Origin of the sequence: Streptomyces pseudogriseolus, from assembly GCA_002154585.1 — a bacterium.
Lineage (GTDB): Bacteria > Actinomycetota > Actinomycetes > Streptomycetales > Streptomycetaceae > Streptomyces > Streptomyces pseudogriseolus.
This window is the reverse complement of the sequence record MUNG01000374.1, coordinates 1-16,554: the sequence shown is the minus strand read 5'-3', so window position 1 is coordinate 16,554 and position 16,554 is coordinate 1. Positions and strand designations below refer to the sequence as shown.

The 16,554-nt window shown below is 74.4% G+C and carries 13 protein-coding genes; 6 read left to right on the top strand and 7 right to left on the bottom strand.

Annotation, left to right across the window (positions count from 1 at the left end; translation table 11 throughout):
• The first annotated feature begins 351 nt into the window (after positions 1-351).
• Together CCN29_RS28035 and leuE are read left to right on the top strand one after the other, a co-directional pair.
• The gene (locus CCN29_RS28035) at positions 352-1,932 is read left to right on the top strand and encodes an acyl-CoA mutase large subunit family protein (RefSeq protein WP_006133422.1); all 1,581 of its coding nucleotides are present in this window, start codon (positions 352-354) and stop codon (positions 1,930-1,932) included.
• Positions 1,933-1,995: 63 nt separating this feature from the next.
• The gene (gene leuE, locus CCN29_RS28030) at positions 1,996-2,649 is read left to right on the top strand and encodes a leucine efflux protein LeuE (protein WP_006133421.1); all 654 of its coding nucleotides are present in this window, start codon (positions 1,996-1,998) and stop codon (positions 2,647-2,649) included.
• Positions 2,650-2,707: 58 nt separating this feature from the next.
• Here the strand turns inward: leuE and CCN29_RS28025 are convergent, their stop codons facing one another.
• Positions 2,708-4,108, bottom strand: coding sequence for an FAD-dependent oxidoreductase (locus CCN29_RS28025; RefSeq protein WP_086685388.1), 1,401 nt, complete (start codon positions 4,106-4,108; stop codon positions 2,708-2,710).
• A 72-nt stretch (positions 4,109-4,180) separates the two neighbouring features.
• Here CCN29_RS28025 and CCN29_RS28020 point away from each other — a divergent pair, with 72 nt between their 5' ends.
• Positions 4,181-4,831, top strand: a complete 651-nt coding sequence (locus CCN29_RS28020) for a TetR/AcrR family transcriptional regulator C-terminal domain-containing protein (RefSeq protein ID WP_086685387.1) — start codon at positions 4,181-4,183, stop codon at positions 4,829-4,831.
• Between the two features lie 244 nt (positions 4,832-5,075).
• Here CCN29_RS28020 and CCN29_RS28015 read toward each other — a convergent pair whose 3' ends face one another.
• The 6 genes from CCN29_RS28015 to CCN29_RS27990 form a co-directional block, all read right to left on the bottom strand.
• Positions 5,076-6,428: a polysialyltransferase family glycosyltransferase gene (locus CCN29_RS28015; protein WP_086685385.1), complete on the bottom strand. Its 1,353-nt coding sequence runs from the start codon at positions 6,426-6,428 to the stop codon at positions 5,076-5,078.
• Positions 6,429-6,431: 3 nt separating this feature from the next.
• Positions 6,432-7,397, bottom strand: coding sequence for a glycosyltransferase family 2 protein (locus tag CCN29_RS28010; RefSeq protein WP_006133416.1), 966 nt, complete (start codon positions 7,395-7,397; stop codon positions 6,432-6,434).
• A gap of 45 nt (positions 7,398-7,442) precedes the next feature.
• The gene (locus CCN29_RS28005) at positions 7,443-9,668 is read right to left on the bottom strand and encodes a polysaccharide pyruvyl transferase family protein (RefSeq protein WP_086685383.1); all 2,226 of its coding nucleotides are present in this window, start codon (positions 9,666-9,668) and stop codon (positions 7,443-7,445) included.
• Positions 9,665-10,915, bottom strand: coding sequence for a tetratricopeptide repeat protein (locus CCN29_RS28000; protein WP_006133414.1), 1,251 nt, complete (start codon positions 10,913-10,915; stop codon positions 9,665-9,667). The genes CCN29_RS28005 and CCN29_RS28000 overlap by 4 nt, the downstream gene beginning before the upstream one ends.
• 127 nt (positions 10,916-11,042) lie before the next feature.
• Positions 11,043-12,338 (bottom strand): polysialyltransferase family glycosyltransferase, encoded by a 1,296-nt coding sequence (locus CCN29_RS27995; protein WP_006133412.1) that lies wholly within the window; start codon positions 12,336-12,338, stop codon positions 11,043-11,045.
• On the bottom strand, positions 12,335-13,324 hold the full coding sequence (locus tag CCN29_RS27990; protein ID WP_006133411.1) for a glycosyltransferase family 2 protein: 990 nt from the start codon (positions 13,322-13,324) through the stop codon (positions 12,335-12,337). The genes CCN29_RS27995 and CCN29_RS27990 overlap by 4 nt, the downstream gene beginning before the upstream one ends.
• A gap of 198 nt (positions 13,325-13,522) precedes the next feature.
• Between CCN29_RS27990 and CCN29_RS27985 the strand changes: the two genes are divergently transcribed.
• The 3 genes from CCN29_RS27985 to CCN29_RS27975 all read left to right on the top strand — a co-directional run.
• Positions 13,523-14,839: a DUF6716 putative glycosyltransferase gene (locus CCN29_RS27985; protein WP_086685381.1), complete on the top strand. Its 1,317-nt coding sequence runs from the start codon at positions 13,523-13,525 to the stop codon at positions 14,837-14,839.
• Positions 14,840-14,871: 32 nt separating this feature from the next.
• Positions 14,872-16,095: an acylneuraminate cytidylyltransferase gene (locus CCN29_RS27980; protein ID WP_086685379.1), complete on the top strand. Its 1,224-nt coding sequence runs from the start codon at positions 14,872-14,874 to the stop codon at positions 16,093-16,095.
• A 14-nt stretch (positions 16,096-16,109) separates the two neighbouring features.
• Positions 16,110-16,554 (top strand): N-acetylneuraminate synthase family protein (locus CCN29_RS27975; protein WP_442538522.1); only part of this gene is annotated, 445 nt, incomplete at its 3' end.

Sequence of the window (16,554 nt, the reverse complement as noted above, 5' to 3'; positions counted from 1 at the left end):
CCCGCGCACCCCGGCCCCCCGTCGTCCCGCCGTACCGGTCCTGCCCGGCCGTCACCTGAGTTCCACCGACTTCTATGGAGTTCCACTGAGTTCTACCCCGGACGTGACCGGAGCGGAACCAGCGGGCATCGTGGGGTGTGACCGGATGCGACGGCCGCCGGGGCCGGCCCTGTGAGCGGGGTCCCACGGAGGTTGTGAGGAAGGTCCCAGCGTGTGGCCCTCCACCGGGCCGCACGCGCACCGCTACAGTCCGTCGAAGGGTCGGCCTGTACTGGTGAGTAACTGGCGAGTAACTGGCGACTGCCCGGCGATCGGATCGAGCAACGCTGCTCAGCGGGAGGCATGCACATCATGGCGCGCGAGTCGGAGTCCGGACTGCCCATCGACCCGGTGTACGGGCCGGACGCTCTCGAGGGCTGGGACCCGGCGGAGAAGCTGGGTGAGCCGGGCGCGTACCCGTTCACGCGGGGTGTGTACCCGAGCATGTACACGGGCCGTCCGTGGACGATGCGCCAGTACGCCGGTTTCGGCACGGCGACGGAGTCCAACGCCCGGTACAAGCAGCTGATCGCGAACGGCACGATGGGCCTGTCGGTCGCGTTCGACCTGCCCACGCAGATGGGCCACGACTCCGACGCGCCGATCGCGCACGGCGAGGTCGGCAAGGTCGGTGTGGCGATCGACTCGATCGACGACATGCGGGTGCTGTTCGGCGGGATCCCGCTGGACAAGGTGTCCACGTCGATGACGATCAACGCCCCCGCCGCCCTCCTGCTGCTCCTGTACCAGCTGGTCGCCGAGGAGCAGGGCGTCCCGGCGGAGAAGCTGACCGGCACGATCCAGAACGACGTGCTGAAGGAGTACATCGCCCGCGGCACCTACATCTTCCCGCCGAAGCCGTCGCTGCGGCTGATCGCGGACATCTTCAAGTACTGCCGGGCCGAGATCCCCAAGTGGAACACCATCTCGATCTCCGGCTACCACATGGCGGAGGCGGGCGCCTCGCCCGCGCAGGAGATCGCCTTCACCCTGGCCGACGGCATCGAGTACGTCCGCACCGCCGTCGCGGCCGGCATGGACGTGGACGACTTCGCCCCGCGTCTGTCCTTCTTCTTCGTCGCCCGTACGACGATCCTGGAGGAGGTCGCGAAGTTCCGTGCGGCCCGCCGGATCTGGGCGCGGGTGATGAAGGAGGAGTTCGGCGCGAAGAACCCCAAGTCGCTGATGCTGCGCTTCCACACGCAGACGGCCGGGGTGCAGCTGACCGCCCAGCAGCCCGAGGTCAACCTGGTGCGCGTCGCCGTCCAGGGCCTCGCCGCCGTCCTCGGCGGCACCCAGTCCCTGCACACCAACTCCTTCGACGAGGCCATCGCCCTCCCGACGGACAAGTCCGCCCGCCTGGCCCTGCGTACCCAGCAGGTCCTGGCGTACGAGACGGACGTGACGGCGACCGTCGATCCCTTCGCCGGCTCCTACGTCATCGAGAAGATGACCGACGACGTCGAAGCCGCCACCCTCGAACTGATGCAGAAGGTCGAGGACCTCGGCGGCGCCGTCAACGCCATCGAACACGGCTTCCAGAAGAACGAGATCGAACGCTCCGCCTACCGCATCGCCCAGGAGACCGACGCCGGCGAGCGCGTCGTCGTCGGCGTCAACCGCTTCCAGCTCGACGAGGAGGAGCCCTACGAACCCCTCCGCGTCGACCCCGCCATCGAGGCCCAGCAGGCCGAACGCCTCGCGAAACTCCGCGCCGAACGCGACCAGGCGGCGGTCGACAGCGCCCTCGCCGCCCTCAAGAAGGCCGCCGAGGGCGAGGACAACGTCCTCTACCCGATGAAGGACGCCCTCAAGGCCCGCGCCACCGTCGGCGAGGTGTGCAACGCACTGCGCGAGGTGTGGGGCACGTACGTGCCGAGTGACGCCTTCTGAGGCTCGTTCTCGCAGGTCGAAACGCGGTCGAGGAGTGTCGCACGGCGTGCGACACTCCTTGCCATGTTCGGTGTCGTCGACCTTCCCACCTATCTCGCGGGCCTGGTGCTGATCATCCTGCTGCCCGGGCCCAACTCGCTCTACGTCCTGTCCGTCGCCGCCCGCCGCGGGGTGCGCTCCGGCTACACGGCCGCCGCCGGTGTGTGGTGCGGGGACGCCGTCCTGATGACGCTGTCGGCCGCCGGGGTCGCCTCCCTGCTCCAGGCGAACGCCGTGCTGTTCGGCATCGTGAAGTACGCCGGCGCCGGCTATCTGGCGTGGCTGGCCTTCGGGATGCTGCGTACCGCGTGGGGCATGTGGCGCGGTCGCGGGGAGGGGAGCGCGGCGGAGGCCGCCCCCGCCGCGGGCCCTGCGGGTGAGCGCCCGTTCCGCCGGGCCTTGGTCGTCAGCCTGCTGAACCCCAAGGCGATCCTGTTCTTCATCGCCTTCTTCGTGCAGTTCGTCGACCCCGCCTACGCCTATCCGGCGCTGTCCTTCGTGGTGCTCGGCACGCTCGCCCAGGTCGCCAGCGTGCTCTACCTCAGCGCGCTGATCTTCAGCGGCACCCGGCTCGCCGCCGCCTTCCGCCGTCGCCGCCGTCTCTCGGCGGGCGCCACCTCGGCGGCGGGCGCCCTGTTCCTGGGCTTCGCGGCGAAGCTGTCCACGGCGAGCGCGTAGGCGACCGGGGACGGCCCCCCTTGCGACAGGGGCGCTCCCCGGACACCCCGTCGGCGCCTCAGCCTCGCCCGAGCCGCCCCAGGTAGTCCCCGAGCCCTTCCGCGCCGTCCCCGGCCCACCCCACATAGCCGTCCGGGCGGACCAGGAACAGGCCCGTGCCGTACGTCCGGTGGGACGGGCCGCGCACCAGCCGTACGCCCCGAGGCGGTTCGGGGGCGTCCGTGCCGAGTGCCAGCAGGGTCCAGTGCGGCCCGCGGAAGGCGTCGAAGAGGCGCACGCCGTCCACCCGGCCGTCCGGCGCCCGGTCGCCCGCGCGCACCGGGCCGGGCGCGGTGCGCGTCTCCGCGCTGAGCGGGGACTCCCGGTACCCCAGGTCCAGTTGCAGGGTGGCCCCGCCGCGCCGGGCCTCGCCCCGGTGGATGCGGGTGGACAGGCCGAGCATGTCCGCGGCCACCGCCCGCCGTTCCTCCTCGTAGCTGTCCAGCAGGGACGGGTCCGCGTCGCCGGACAGCACCGCGCCGAGCTTCCACCCCAGGTTGTAGGCGTCCTGCACGGAGGTGTTGAGTCCCTGGCCGCCGGCCGGGGAGTGCACGTGCGCCGCGTCGCCCGCGAGGAACACCCGGCCCGCGCGGAAGCGGTCGGCGAGCGCGGCGCGCGGACGGAAGTCGGAGGCCCACAGCACGTCGGTGACGTCCTCGGCGGCGAGATGCGTGCGGGCGGCCACGACCCGCCGTACGGCGTCGGGGGAGAGGTCCACGCGCGTGCCCTCGGTGAACCGGGCGACCAGCTGGAAGTCGTCCGTGCCGGCGAGCGGGCAGAGGGTGAGGAACTCGTCCCGTCCCTCGCGGGGCGGGAACATGTGCCAGTTGTCCCGGTCGAGACCGGCGATCCGCACGTCCGCCACCAGCATCGGCAGCGGGTCGACCGCCTCGCCTGTCATGCCGGCGCCGACCGCCCGGCGCACCGCCGACCGCCCTCCGTCGGCGGCGACGAGGTACTGGGCGCGCAGCGGCGGCCCGGCGGCGAAGTGGGCGGTCACGCCGTCCTCGTCCTGCGTGACGTCCGTGACCTCGCGGCCGAAGGCGATCTTGCCGCCCAGCTCCTCCAGCCGGTCCCGCAGGATCCGCTGGGTGCGCCACTGCGGCACCATCCAGCCCTCGTGCGGCGCCTCCTCGGTGGTCTCCACCGGGTCCATCAGATGGTGCTCGCCCAGCCGCTTCCCGTCGCGCCAGAGCATGCCGACCGGGTAGCGGCCGCCGCCCGCCCGGACGGCGTCCAGCACGCCGAGGTCGTCGAAGACCTCCATCGTGCGCGGCTGGAGGCCCTTGCCGCGCGATCCGGGGAACAGCTCGTCCGCCCGCTCCACGACCAGCGCCGGGACCCCGCGCCGGGCGAGGTCGATGCCGAGGGTGAGGCCGGTCGGCCCCGCGCCCACGATCAGGACAGGGGTGTCGCTCATGATCCATCTCCTTAACGGCGTTAAGTGGCCCGCCGGCCCGAGCGTCTCCCTAACGGTGTTAAGTTGTCAAGCGTGAGCACGGAACGACGCGCGCCGCTGGACCGCCGACGGGTCGCCGCCACGGCGCTGACCCTGCTGAACGAGGTCGGCCTGGACGGCCTGACCCTGCGTGCCATCGCCAGGGAACTCGACGTCAAGGCGCCCGCCCTGTACTGGCACTTCAAGGACAAGCAGGCGCTGCTGGACGAGATGGCGACCGAGATGTTCCGCCGGATGACCGACGGGATCGAGCCCGCCCCGGACGACGGCTGGCGCGAGCGGCTGCTGCGGAGCAACCGGGTTCTGCGCCGCACGCTGCTCGCCTACCGCGACGGCGCGAAGGTGTTCGGCGGCACCCGCTTCACCGGCCTGGAGCACGCCGAGCAGCAGGAGGCGAACCTCCGGCTGCTCACGTCGGCGGGCCTCACCCTGACCCAGGCGGCCCGGGCGCTGCAGACGACGTTCCTCTACACGCTCGGTTTCGTCGCCGAGGAGCAGGGCGTCGAACCGATGCCCGGCGAGCGCCGCGAGGGCTTCGACGTCGAGGCCCGGGCCCGTCTGATGGCCGGCCATCCTCTCGCCGCCGAGGCCGGGGCGGCGCTCTTCGGCGACTACGACGAGCACTTCGAGGAGGGCCTCGCCCTGATCGTCGCCGGCATCGAGTCCCGCTACGGGGCGAACTGAGAGGGGCCTCGGGGCGGGTGCCGGCAGGTGGGTGCCGCTCGCGCAGTTCCCCGCGCCCCTGGGTGGGTGGTCCGACCCGCGGGCTCAGAGGCTGACGGTGCCCGATGCCACCGTTCGCGCGGTTCCCCGCGCCCCTTTCGGGCGCGCTTCCCGACCGGCGCCCTCAAGGGGCGCGGGGAACCGCGCGACAAGCCCCCACCGGCCCGCGGCCGGCGTCGCCCCCGAGCCACGGCCGGCGCGCCGCCTACCGCCTCCCGCCCCGGCGAACCGCCCGGCCCACCTTCCGTTTCGCGCGCGCCGCGCGGACCCGGGCGCGGGTGGCCGGGCTGCTGCCCGGCAGCCCCAGTTCGGCCAGGCGCAGGGCCGGGAAGTACGCGGCGGGGCTGCCGGCGAGGTGGGCCCGCAGCCACTCCTCGGCCTGACCCCTGAGCGCCGGATACGTGCGGGGCTGCATGCAGAAGCCCATCGTCCGCACCAGCGGCTCCAGCGACGCGGGCGCCGCACCCAGCACCGCCGGGGTCTCGTCCCGTTCCAGGTCCGGCACCAGGTGGTCGACCAGCGCCAGGGGTATGCGGTTGCTGTTCTGGTAGGGCCGCAGCCGGTCCAGGACCAGCGCCGTCCCCACCCGCGCCACCGGCACGTCGTAGTAGGCGGACGCAGTCACCATCGCCGTGGAGAAGCAGCCGACGACCAGCTCGGGGCGGGCCTGCTCGTACAGCGTCTCCGCGAGCAGCGGCGCGTCCAGCACGGTGAGCCGGACGCCCGCGTCGGCCGCCGCCTTGTGCAGGGCCGCCGAGTAGCCGGCGGGGGCGGTCGGATGGGGCTTGAACACGATCGAGCGGTGACCGGCGCGCACCGCCCCGGTGAGCATGCGCACGTGCAGGTCCTCCTCCTCGCGCGCGCTCAGGATGTTGATCGCCGCCAGGTACTGGCCGAGCAGCACCGCCGTCGGCCGCTCCTCGCGCACCGGGGCGAGGAGCGGGTCGTCCGCCGCCTCCCGGGCGACCTCGTCCAGCACCGCGCGGAACGCCCCGTCCGGCACGATCACCGGCTCCACGTCGTACTCGGACAGCAGCAGCGGGCGCAGGCCGGGCACCAGGTCGAGATGGATCAGGCGGCGGACGCGCCGGCCAAGGGTCAGCGGCAGCTTCTCCCGGGTCGGGCCGTAGCTCATCAGCCCGTCCGCGTACACGTCGACGGACGCCTCGGAGAAGATCGCGACCAGCGCGCGGGCCGGGTTGGCCTGGATCGACTCGACGGCCAGGTCGACCCGGTCGTCCTCGCCGATGTTCCACAGCAGCCGCAGCGCCCGCTGCCACAGCACCGTGTCGGAGCCGCGCGGGCCCCAGGCGCTCGGGTGGTACGGGCTGATCGCCTCGTTCCAGCTCACCACCTCGTCGAAGCGGGCGGCCAGCGGGCCGTAGCCGTGCATCTCGTCCAGGCGCAGCGCGGTCTCCGGGACGGCGGCGTTGTGCGAGACCAGCAGGATCCGGCGGGCCTCTTCGCGCGGTCCGTACAGCCCCGCGTCCAGCGCCGCGGCCAGGGTGGCGGCGCCGTACAGGGTCGAGACCTGGAAGATCTGAGTCGTGCGGTCCATGGGTCAGGCAGCCTTCCGCCCGTCGCGCAGGCGGCCGAGGAGCCTGCTCCGGGTGCTGTCGATGGTGGCCAGGGTCTCCTCCAGCGCGTCCTGCGGCATGCGCAGCAGCGCCTGACGCGCCTCCTGCCGCAGCCGCCGGGCCGCCGACGGCTCGTACGCGTCCGCCTTGCCGAGATGGAAGGCGATCATGGCGCAGTAGGTGCGGACCGCCTTCAGCAGGAAGCGGTCGCACTCCGGGTCGTTCCGCACGTCCGCCAGCAGCAGGTCGTACGCCGGGATGAAGTCGAGCTGGCGGTCGTCCTTGATCTGGGTGAGGGAGGTCGCGACGCCCCGCCGGTAGAACACCCCGTGCAGGCCGAGGGAGGCGTAGCTGCGCGCCGTGAGGTGCAGCCGCCAGATCCACAACCGGTCCTCGGCGGTGCGCAGTTCGGTGACGAAGCGCATCCCGCCGTCCTCGAAGAGGCGCCGGCGGTAGACGCCCGCCCAGACGAACGGGTAGTCGACCATGGTCTCCGTGTCGGCGGGCGCGATGCCGTCCCGCGGATCCATCACCGCGTTCCGCACCGGCGCCGGGGGCCGCTTGATCACCCGCTCCGTGCCGGTCACCTGCACATGGTCGGTGCGGGCGAAGTCGCAGCCCAGCTCGTCCATCGCCCGCACCAGCGCGGCCAGATGACGGGGCCCGTACCAGTCGTCGCCGTCGAGGAACGCCAGGTACTCCCCTTCGGCCGCGTCGATGCCGGAGTTCCGCGCCTGGGCGATCCCCTGGTTGGTGTCGTGCCGGATCACCCGCGCGCCCGGCAGCTTCTCCGTCCACCGCTCGATCACCCACGGCGTGGCGTCCGTGGAGCAGTCGTCGACGATCAGGAACTCGACATCGGGGTGCGCGTTGGCGGCGAGACTGCGCAAGGTGCTCTCCGCGAACGCCTCCACGTTGTGCATCGGGACGACGACGGACAGTTTCGGCACGGGGTTTCTCTCTTTCGGGACGGGAAGCGGCGGCGGTGCGGTGGGTCAGGCCGGGCCGAACACCTCTCTCAACTCGCCGAGGTTGGCGCGCGTGACCTCCCACAGGGGCCGCTGCGCGGCGTGCACGTCCGCCACGGCGCCCGCGTGGTCGTCGAGGACCGCCGCCGCCCGCTCCAGGAGCAGCGGCCCGAGGTCCCGGTCGTGCACCGACAGCCCCCACTCCTCGCGCCCGATGTCGGACAGGAAGTACGCCAGCTTCGGGTGCGAGACGAGACTGAGGATCGGGGTGCCGCAGCCGAACGGGATCATCCCGGCGTGCCCGCGCATCCCGATCACCAGCCGGGACGTGCGGAACAGCGCGCGGATCTCGCCGTTCGTCCGCTCGTACAGCTGCTCCACGGGCAGCGTGAGGCCGTGCACCCGGCGCAGGTCGTCCACGAACCGCTCGTCGGCGGGCATGTGCGCCGCGTACCGCACGTCCGCCCGCTCCCGCAGGCCGCGCAGCGCGAAGGCCGTCTGCGCGAGGAAGTGCCCGTAGTCGTGCCCGAAGCGCAGCCCCGCCCGGTCGTACGCGCAGTTCACCAGCACCGTGTCGGTCCGCTCGGCCGGGTCGGTCCAGCCGGGCACCAGACGGCGGGCGACCGTGGTGGGGCAGGGCTGGTACCGCACCCTGTCCCGCAGCCCGGCCGGCAGCAGTTCGCGGACGCGGTCGATGGAGCCGTGGTTGCGCAGGCCGAAGAATGCCGACCGCTCGACCAGCACGCGCAGGCTCTCCGCGAACCGGGCGCGCCGGTAGGGCTGGCCGTCGAACACGTTGTAGCCGACCGCGAACACCGCGAGCGGCGCGGTGAGCCGCTCCAGCAGGGTGTCCGGGACGTTCCACTGCCAGTGGCTGTTGCCGTTGGGGGAGGTGTCCGGCAGGAACAGCCCGCCGCCGCCCACGACCACCCCGCGCCGCGCGTTCAGCTCCTCCAGCGCCGCCTCGTCGACCAGCCGGTGCACGGGCTGCGCGTACCAGCGGCGCGGCCCGGTGTCGGGCCCGAAGCACAGCCGTACGGCCTCCGGGAGCACCTTGTCGCCGGCGTTCTCCCGCCCCTCCGCGAACAGCGCGACGTGCGCGAGCTGTTCACGCGCGGGCGCCGGCTCCCCGCCGCCGTCCGCACCGCCGTCCGCCCGTTCCTCCTCCGCCCGGGTGCGGACGTGCCAGGCGTGGCAGCCGGCGTCGGTGGGGTCGGCGTCCAGGCCCTCCAGGGCGTACCGGCGGGCGTCCTCGTCCCGCCCCAGGATCCAGGCCAGGCGCGCCAGTTGCGCGTAGGCGCGGGGCGCGACGTCGGGGGAGGCCGCCGCGAGCAGCAGCCGCGCCTCCGCCTCCGCGTAGCGCGACAGCGCCATCAGGCACACGCCCAGCGTCTCCTGGCAGCGCGGCGCGTCCAGCCGGTCGCCCACCACCGGGCCGAGCACCTCGACCGCCTCGTCGTACCGTCCCTGCCTGCGGTGCACCTCCGCGACCGTCCGCGCCAGGTCCAGGGAGGGACGGGCCGCCAGCAGCGGCGGCGCGAGGTGCGCGAGCAGCTCGGGGTGCTTCTCGCCGGGCAGCGCGCAGTACGCGGCCCGGAACGCCTCGTCGTCGGTCTCGAACCGGCCCCGAGCCTCGGCGGCCGGACCCGACGCCGGCGCACCGGACCCGGCGGGGAAGCGCAGCACCGCCACGTCCGCCGGCACCGGCAGGTCGTCGCCCAGCCGGGCGGCCGGGAAGTCGTACCGCCCGTCCACCGGGGTCAGCACCTTCTCCAGCGCCGTCGCCGGGTCCTCGCCCGCCGCGAGCCGCGCGAGGAGCGTCTCGTCGAGGTCGGCGCGCTGCACCACCAGCACCCCGTCGAGCAGCCCGCCGCGCGCGTCGTCCGCGCCGGTGCGCGGCACCGCGCCGACCCCGTGCCGCAGCCGCAGCAGCGGACGGACGTCGCCGAGCACGACCGAGTCCGGGGTGAGGACGACGACCGTGTCGTACCCGGCCGGCCGCAGCAGGTCCGCGAGGCCTCCGTCGCGGCGCGCGACCACCCGCGGGTGCAGCCGGCGCAGCACGTCGAACGCCTCGTCCGGCAGGCCCGGGTGCAGCACCACGACGTCCTCGCAGACGTCGGGGGCCGCGAGGGCGAGGCTGCGCAGCAGCGCGGCCGTGCCGGGCAGTCCGGCGGCGTCGGTGCGGACGGCGAAGGCGATCCGGCGTCTGCCGGTGACGGCGCTCCGGTCGTCCGCCAGGGCGGTGTTCATCGCAGGGCGGTCCTCATCGTGCGGTCGTCGACGTGCGTGGCGCGGTCCCGGACCCAGGCGGCCTCCCGCGGCCGCAGTGTGCCGCCGCCGTCGAAGCCGATGAGGTCCAGGCGGGGGGTGACGTCCAGGAAGTCCAGCAGGCGCAGGACGGTGAAGGCGGTGGTGGTCCGGGCGTCCCAGCCGTCCTCGCCGAGCAGCGCCGGATCGCCCAGCGGGCGGCGCAGCGAGGCGTCCCCGACGTGTTCCTGCGCCCCGGCCGTCAGCCGCTGCCGCAGGGCGCGCCGCCAGGCGGCCGCCGGGTCGCCGAACACCAGCCGGATCCCGGCCGGGCGGGTCCAGGCGGGCCCCTCCCACGGGGTGTCGCCGCGCAGCGTCACCGCGTGCAGGCCGGTGCGTTCCCCGGTGCCCTCGGCGCGGATCCGGAACGCGTCGCAGCGCACCACGACGTCGTAGCCGTCGATCAGTTCGCCCAGCGTGCTGTCGGCCACCGCCGGGGCGTTGGACACCAGGCACACGCTCCGGCCCGCGAGCAGCCCCCGCAGCCCGGTGACGCCGACCGGCTCGGCCCCGCCGAGCAGCGGGTCGGGCAGCGCGGACCGCTCCAGCAGCCGCCGGTAGGAGGCGTGCAGCGCCAGCAGCCGCCGTACGGCGTCGTCCTGAGGGCCCCGCTCGGACAGGCGCGCCCGCACGAACGCGGCGAACTCGGCCGCCGTGACCGCCGTGGTCCGGCCGGCCGGGGCGAGCAGCGGGTCCGCCGCCCCCGGGAACAGCGCGGCGGCCTTCTCCAGGCAGGCGCGGCGGCGGCGCAGCGTGGTGACCCGGCGGGCCACCTCGCCGGCCGCCTCCGCGCCGAGCTCCAGGCAGCGGTCGTACGACTCCAGCGCCTCGGCCTCCCGGCCGAGCCGGTCCAGCGCGAGACCGCGCAGCCGCCAGGCGCCCTTCGACCGCTGCCGGATCTCCACGGCTGTGTCCGCGACGGCCAGCGCCAGCTCCGGCGCGCCGGGACCGCCCGCCTCCAGGGCCCGCTCGCCGACCCGCAGCAGGGCGTCGAACGGGTCCGCCGACGGACTCGCGAGCGCCCCCGCGTACCCGCCGATCGCCCGGACCAGCCGCGCGCCGCCGGGACCCGTGCCCTCGCCGCGCTCGGCGAGGTGGTCACCGCACAGGCGCAGCCCCCGGGCGAGGAGCGCCTGTGCGGGGGCCTCCTTCCGCCGCGCCCTGAACAGTCCCGCCAGGGAGTTCGTCATCCGTGCCACCGTCCTCGTTCCGGACGCCGAATGTGCCCGAGCACGGCGGGCCGCCGGTGGCGTGAGGATGGACACCCGGTGAACAGTCCTCGGCGGGCGGCCGTCGGCCGCCCGCGTCCCCCGCGCCTCACCTTCCGACCGCCTTCCGCAGCGCCCGCACCCGCCGCACCACCCGCCGGGCGGCCCGGCTCCGCGGCAGGAACGCCAGCCGGCGCGGCACACCCCCGGGCAGGCCCAGCGCGGTGAGCCGCCGCCGGGGGAACCACCGCGCGTCCCACGCGCCCGCCGCGAGATACCGCTCCGCGTCGGCCCGCAGCGCGGGACGCACCTGCGGGCGCATGGTGAACGCGAGGGCGCTCAGCAGCCCGTCCAGGTCGCCGGCCGCGGGCGCGCCGCCCGCCTCCCCCGGCAGCACCGCCTCCGCCAGCACCAGCGCGGCCCGCCGCGGATGGTGGTACGGCGTCAGCCGGCCCAGCGGGCGCTCCGTGCCGACGCGGGCGACGGGGAGGCCGTACAGGGCGGACGCCGTGAACAGCGCGGCCGACGCGCAGCCGACGACCAGCGCCGGGCGGGACGCCTCGTACAGCGCCTCCACCGGGACGGGCGTCTCCAGAACCGTGAGGTCCACGCCGAGGCGGCCGGCCTCGGCCCGCAGCCCGGCGGCGTGCCGGGACGGAGAGGCGGGGTGGGGCGCGAACACCACCCGGTCGTGGCCGCGTCGGGCCGCCGCCCGCACCATCTCCGCGTGCGGCGCGTCCTCCGCGCCCGCCCGGTCCGACGGGCGCTCCCCGACGACCAGCGCCGCCCCCTCCGGCACCCCCGTCACCGCCGGGGCGACCTCCTTGGCCACCGCCCGGAAGGCGTCCGCCGGGATCGCGCGCGCGGGCGCGCCGAACTCGCCCAGCAGCAGGGGCGTGAGGCCCGGCACCAGGTCCAGGTGCAGCACCTGCCGCACCCGTGTGCCGATCAGCGGGTCGAGCTTGCCGCGCGTGGGTCCGTAGCCCGCCGGGCCGGCCGTGTACACGTGCAGGGGAGCGCCCGTGAACACGCGGGCCACCGACTGCGCCGGCGCGGTGTCCGGGGCGCCGAGGACCAGCTCCACCCGGCCGTCCCCGAGCCCCCACAGCTTCCTGAAGTGCCTCTCCAGCAGCGGCACGTCCTCCGTGCGGGGCGTCCAGGCCGCAGGGTGGAAGGGCCGTATCGCCTCGTTCCAGGACAGCACCGCGTCGAAGCGGGCCCGCAGCCGTGCGAAGCCCGGCACCTCGTCCCACGGCGGGGCCGCCTCCGGCACCGGCGCGTCGTCGCACACCAGCAGCACCCTGCGCCGCGCCCGGGGCAGCAGCCCGGCCTCGGCAGCCGCGGCGGCCACCAGGACGTCCGCCGGGCCGCTCACGCAGACGATCTGTGTACCGGCCGCCCTCACGCGGCACCCCTTCCCGCGCGCAGCGGCGCCCGTCGCAGCCGGCGCAGCCGCGCCGCCCGCCCCGCGTCCATCGAGTCCAGCACCTCGTCCAGCACGTCCCGCGGCAGCCGCCGCAGCGCGTCCGCGCACCGCCCCCGGAGCCGCGCGGCCACCGCCGGCTCGAACTTGTCCCGCTCGGCCACATGACGGTCCATCACCGCGCAGTATGTCCGCACCGCCTTCGGCAGCAGCCGGTCCGCGTCCCGGTCCGCCGCCGTCTCCGCCACCACCCGGTCGAAGGCCGGGACGAAGTCCAGCTGGCGCTCGTCCCCGGTCCGGGTGAGGGAGGAGGCGACGCCCTTGCGGTAGAACACGCCCAGCAGGCCCACCACGGCGAACGACTCCGCCTCCCGGTGCAGCCGCCAGATCCACGGCCGGTCCTCCGCCGTGCGCAGCTCCTCCCTGAAGTGCAGCAGCCCCCGCTCGAGCAGCCGCCGGTGGTACACCCCGGCCCACACCTGCGGATAGTCCACCGCGGTCGTCCGGTCGGCGGGCAGGATCACCTCGCGCGGGTCCAGCACCTGGTCCCGCAGCCCCACCGGGACCCGCCGTACGGACCGGGAGCGCCCGGTGACCCGCACGTGATCCGTGCGCAGGAAGTCGCAGCCCAGCTCCTCCGCCGCGGCGACCAGGCCGGAGAGGTACCCGGGGGCGTACCAGTCGTCGCCGTCCAGGAAGGTCAGGTACTCGCCGGTCGCCGCGTCCAGACCGGTGTTGCGCGCGACGGAGATCCCGCCGGCGCTGTCCCGTCGGACATGCCGCACGCGCGCGACGCGGGACAGCTCCTCGGCGGCCCGTTCCAGGAGCACCGGGGTGTCGTCCTCGGAACCGTCGTCGACCAGAACGAACTCGAAATCCGGGCGGGCATTCGCGCGCAGGCCGCCGAGGGTGTCCGGCGCGTATTGCCGGACATTGCGGAAGGGGACGATCACGGAAAGCTTCGGCACCCGGAAAACATTAGGAGAGTGCCCGGCGCGCTTTCTTTCCGCCGGCCGTACGGACCGTGAACTCCGTGTGTCGGTCCGGTGGACCGCGCCTACCTCGGGTGTTTTCCCAGGCCGGTTCGGCCCCCGGCTGTGTGTTGTTAACTTTTCGTTGAGGCGCGGTTGGGCCGTTCGCGGAATTCGCTTCCTAGCTTTTCCGGCGTGCCAGCAAGTGCAACGAAGCCCCTCAGGGTGGCGGTCCTCGCGGATTCCGACACCCGCTGGAAATGGGGCACGCTCACCGCGAACCGCATCGCGCCGCGAGACATCCGCCTGGACGGACTCCTGCTGCGGGGCCGCGCCACCCCCACCCCGCGCCAGCTCGGCGAGGTCGGGGTCACCGCGGACTCGCTCCGCGAGGTCACCGCCGTCGAGTTCCTGCGCACGATGCGCGAGGAGTCGTACGACGTCCTCGTGCTCGCGCTGGTCGGCGGCGGGGTGCAGGCGATGCTGCACGGACTCAAGCGGATCTGGGAGGACCGGCCGCGGCGGCCCGTCGTCGTCACCGGTTACGTCGGCGTCGTCTACGAGAAGCTCGCCGACGGCCTGCTGCTGCGCCACGGCGCCGACCTGGTGCTGGCCAACTCCCGCCAGGACGCGGACCGTTTCCGCGCCGTGTACGACGGCGTGGGCGCCGACGCCTCCTCGGTGACCGAGGTCGCGCTGCCGTTCCTGGGCGGCGCCGCGTACGAGGGCGAGCACGAAGGGCGCGGGCCCTACACGGTCGTTTTCGCCGCCCAGCCCTCCGTCCCGGACACCCGCAGGGACCGTACCTACCTGCTGGAGCGGCTGGTGCGGCACGCCCGCCGGCACCCCGAGCGCGAGGTGCTGCTGAAACTGCGCTCCAGGCCCGGCGAACACACCACGCACATCGAGGAACTGCCCTACCAGAAGCTCGCCCAGCGGCAGGACCTGCCGCCCAACTTCCGCCTCGTCTACGGGCACATGGGCGAGGTCCTGGACCGCACCGACCTGCTGGTCACGGTCAGCTCCACGGCCGCCCTGGAGTCGCTGCACCGGCGCATCCCCACCGCGGTCCTCACCGACCTCGGCATCCGCGAGGCGCTCGGCAACCACCACTTCGTGGGCTCCGGCTGCCTCGCCTCCTGGGACCAGCTCGACGACGGACACCGCCCGGAGCCCGACGAGGAGTGGCTGGCCCGGCAGGGCGTGGCGGCCGACGGCGGCTACGCGACGGCGTTCGACACGGCCCGCGCCCGTATCGCCGCGCTGCTCGACCGGCCCGGCGGACTCCCGCCGATCACCCCGTACTACACCCCCGTCACCGCGCCCGGCTATCTGCCCGGCGTCCTCGCCCGCCACCACCTCGGCCCCGACGGGACGCCGCTGCCCGGCGCGCCCGCCGCGGACCGCGAGCCCGGCCCGGTCCGGCGGATCGTGCGCCGCACCGCACGCGGCGCCTACCGCCACGGCGTGCAGCGCGTGGCGCCCGTGATCCGCCGCATGGGCGAGCTGTGACCGCCCGCACCCCCCATCGAGGAGCTGACCCCATGTCCGACTCTCCGGCCGTCCGCCGGGTGCTCGCCGTCATTCCCGCGCGCGGCGGCTCCAAGGGCGTCCCCGCGAAGAACCTCGCCCCCGTCGGCGGCGTGCCCCTGGTGGCCCGCGCCGTACGGGAGTGCCGCGCCGCCCGGCACGTCACGGACGTGGTCGTCTCCACCGACGACGCGGCCATCGCCGAGACCGCGCGGCAGGCGGGCGCCGAGGTCGTCCTGCGGCCCGCGGCCATCGCCGGCGACACCGCCACCTCCGAGGCGGCCGTGCTGCACGCCCTGGACGCCCACGAGGCGCTGCACGGCGCCCGGGTGGACGTCGTCCTGCTCGTGCAGTGCACCAGCCCCTTCCTCACCCGCGAGGACGTCGACGGGGTGGCCGCCGCGGTCGCCCGGGACGGCGCGGACACGGCGGTGACGGTCGCCCCGTTCCACGGCTTCGTCTGGCGTGACACCAACGTGGGGGCCGCCGGGACCGCCGGGGGAGGCCACGGCGTCAACCACGACAAGTCCGTGCGCCCCCGCCGCCAGGACCGCCCCCAGGACTTCCTGGAGACCGGCGCCGCCTACGCCATGGACGCCGCGGGCCTGCGCGAGCACGGCCACCGCTTCTTCGGCCGCACCGAACTCGTGCGCACCGACCCGGCGCGCGTCCTGGAGGTCGACGACCCGCACGACCTCGCGCGGGCCCGCGCCCTCGCGCCCCTTCTCGACGCGGGCCGCACCGGCCTGCCCACCGCCGACGACATCGACGCGGTGGTCCTCGACTTCGACGGCACCCAGACCGACGACCGGGTGCTGATCGACGCGGACGGACGGGAGTTCGTCTCCGTGCACCGCGGCGACGGCCTCGGCATCGCCGCCCTGCGCCGCGGCGGCCTCAAGCTCCTGATCCTGTCCACCGAGCAGAACCCGGTCGTCGCCGCCCGCGCACGCAAGCTCAAGCTCCCCGTGCTGCACGGCGTCGACCGCAAGGACCTCGCCCTCAAGCAGTGGTGCGAGGAGCAGGGCATCGCGCCCGAGCGCGTGCTCTACGTCGGCAACGACGTCAACGACCTCCCGTGCTTCGCCCTCGTCGGCTGGCCCGTGGCGGTCGCGAGCGCCCACGACGCCGTACGCGGCGCCGCCCGTGCGGTCACCACCCTCCCCGGCGGTGACGGCGCGATCCGAGAGATCGCCGGCTGGATCCTCGGTCCCTCTCTCGATTCCCTCCCCCAGTAAGGAAACCCCAGGTCATGAGCACCAACTCCCGCATCCGCACCCTCGGTTCCCGCGAGGCCGGCCCCGGCCGCCCCGTCTACGTCACCGGCGAGATCGGCATCAACCACAACGGCGACCTCGACAACGCCTTCAAGCTGATCGACGCCGCCGCCGAGGCCGGCTGCGACGCCGTCAAGTTCCAGAAGCGCACCCCCGAGATCTGCACCCCGCGCGACCAGTGGGACATCGAGCGTGACACGCCCTGGGGCCGGATGACGTACATCGACTACCGCCACCGCGTGGAGTTCGGCGAGGACGAGTACCGCCAGATCGACGCCTACTGCAAGGAGAAGGGGATCGACTGGTTCGCCTCCCCGTGGGACACCGAGGCCGTCGCCTTCCTGGAGAAGTTCGACGTCCCCGCCCACAAGGTGGCCTCCGCCTCCCTCACCGACGACGAGCTGCTGCGCGAACTGCGCG

Coding starts and splice junctions, on each gene's coding strand:
- CCN29_RS28000 (WP_006133414.1), bottom strand. CDS start 10,915: ATGACGAACTCCCTGGCGGGACTGTTCAGGGCGCGGCGGAAGGAGGCC.
- CCN29_RS28025 (WP_086685388.1), bottom strand. CDS start 4,108: ATGAGCGACACCCCTGTCCTGATCGTGGGCGCGGGGCCGACCGGCCTC.
- CCN29_RS28005 (WP_086685383.1), bottom strand. CDS start 9,668: ATGAACACCGCCCTGGCGGACGACCGGAGCGCCGTCACCGGCAGACGC.
- CCN29_RS28035 (WP_006133422.1), top strand. CDS start 352: ATGGCGCGCGAGTCGGAGTCCGGACTGCCCATCGACCCGGTGTACGGG.
- leuE (WP_006133421.1), top strand. CDS start 1,996: ATGTTCGGTGTCGTCGACCTTCCCACCTATCTCGCGGGCCTGGTGCTG.
- CCN29_RS28015 (WP_086685385.1), bottom strand. CDS start 6,428: ATGGACCGCACGACTCAGATCTTCCAGGTCTCGACCCTGTACGGCGCC.
- CCN29_RS27980 (WP_086685379.1), top strand. CDS start 14,872: ATGTCCGACTCTCCGGCCGTCCGCCGGGTGCTCGCCGTCATTCCCGCG.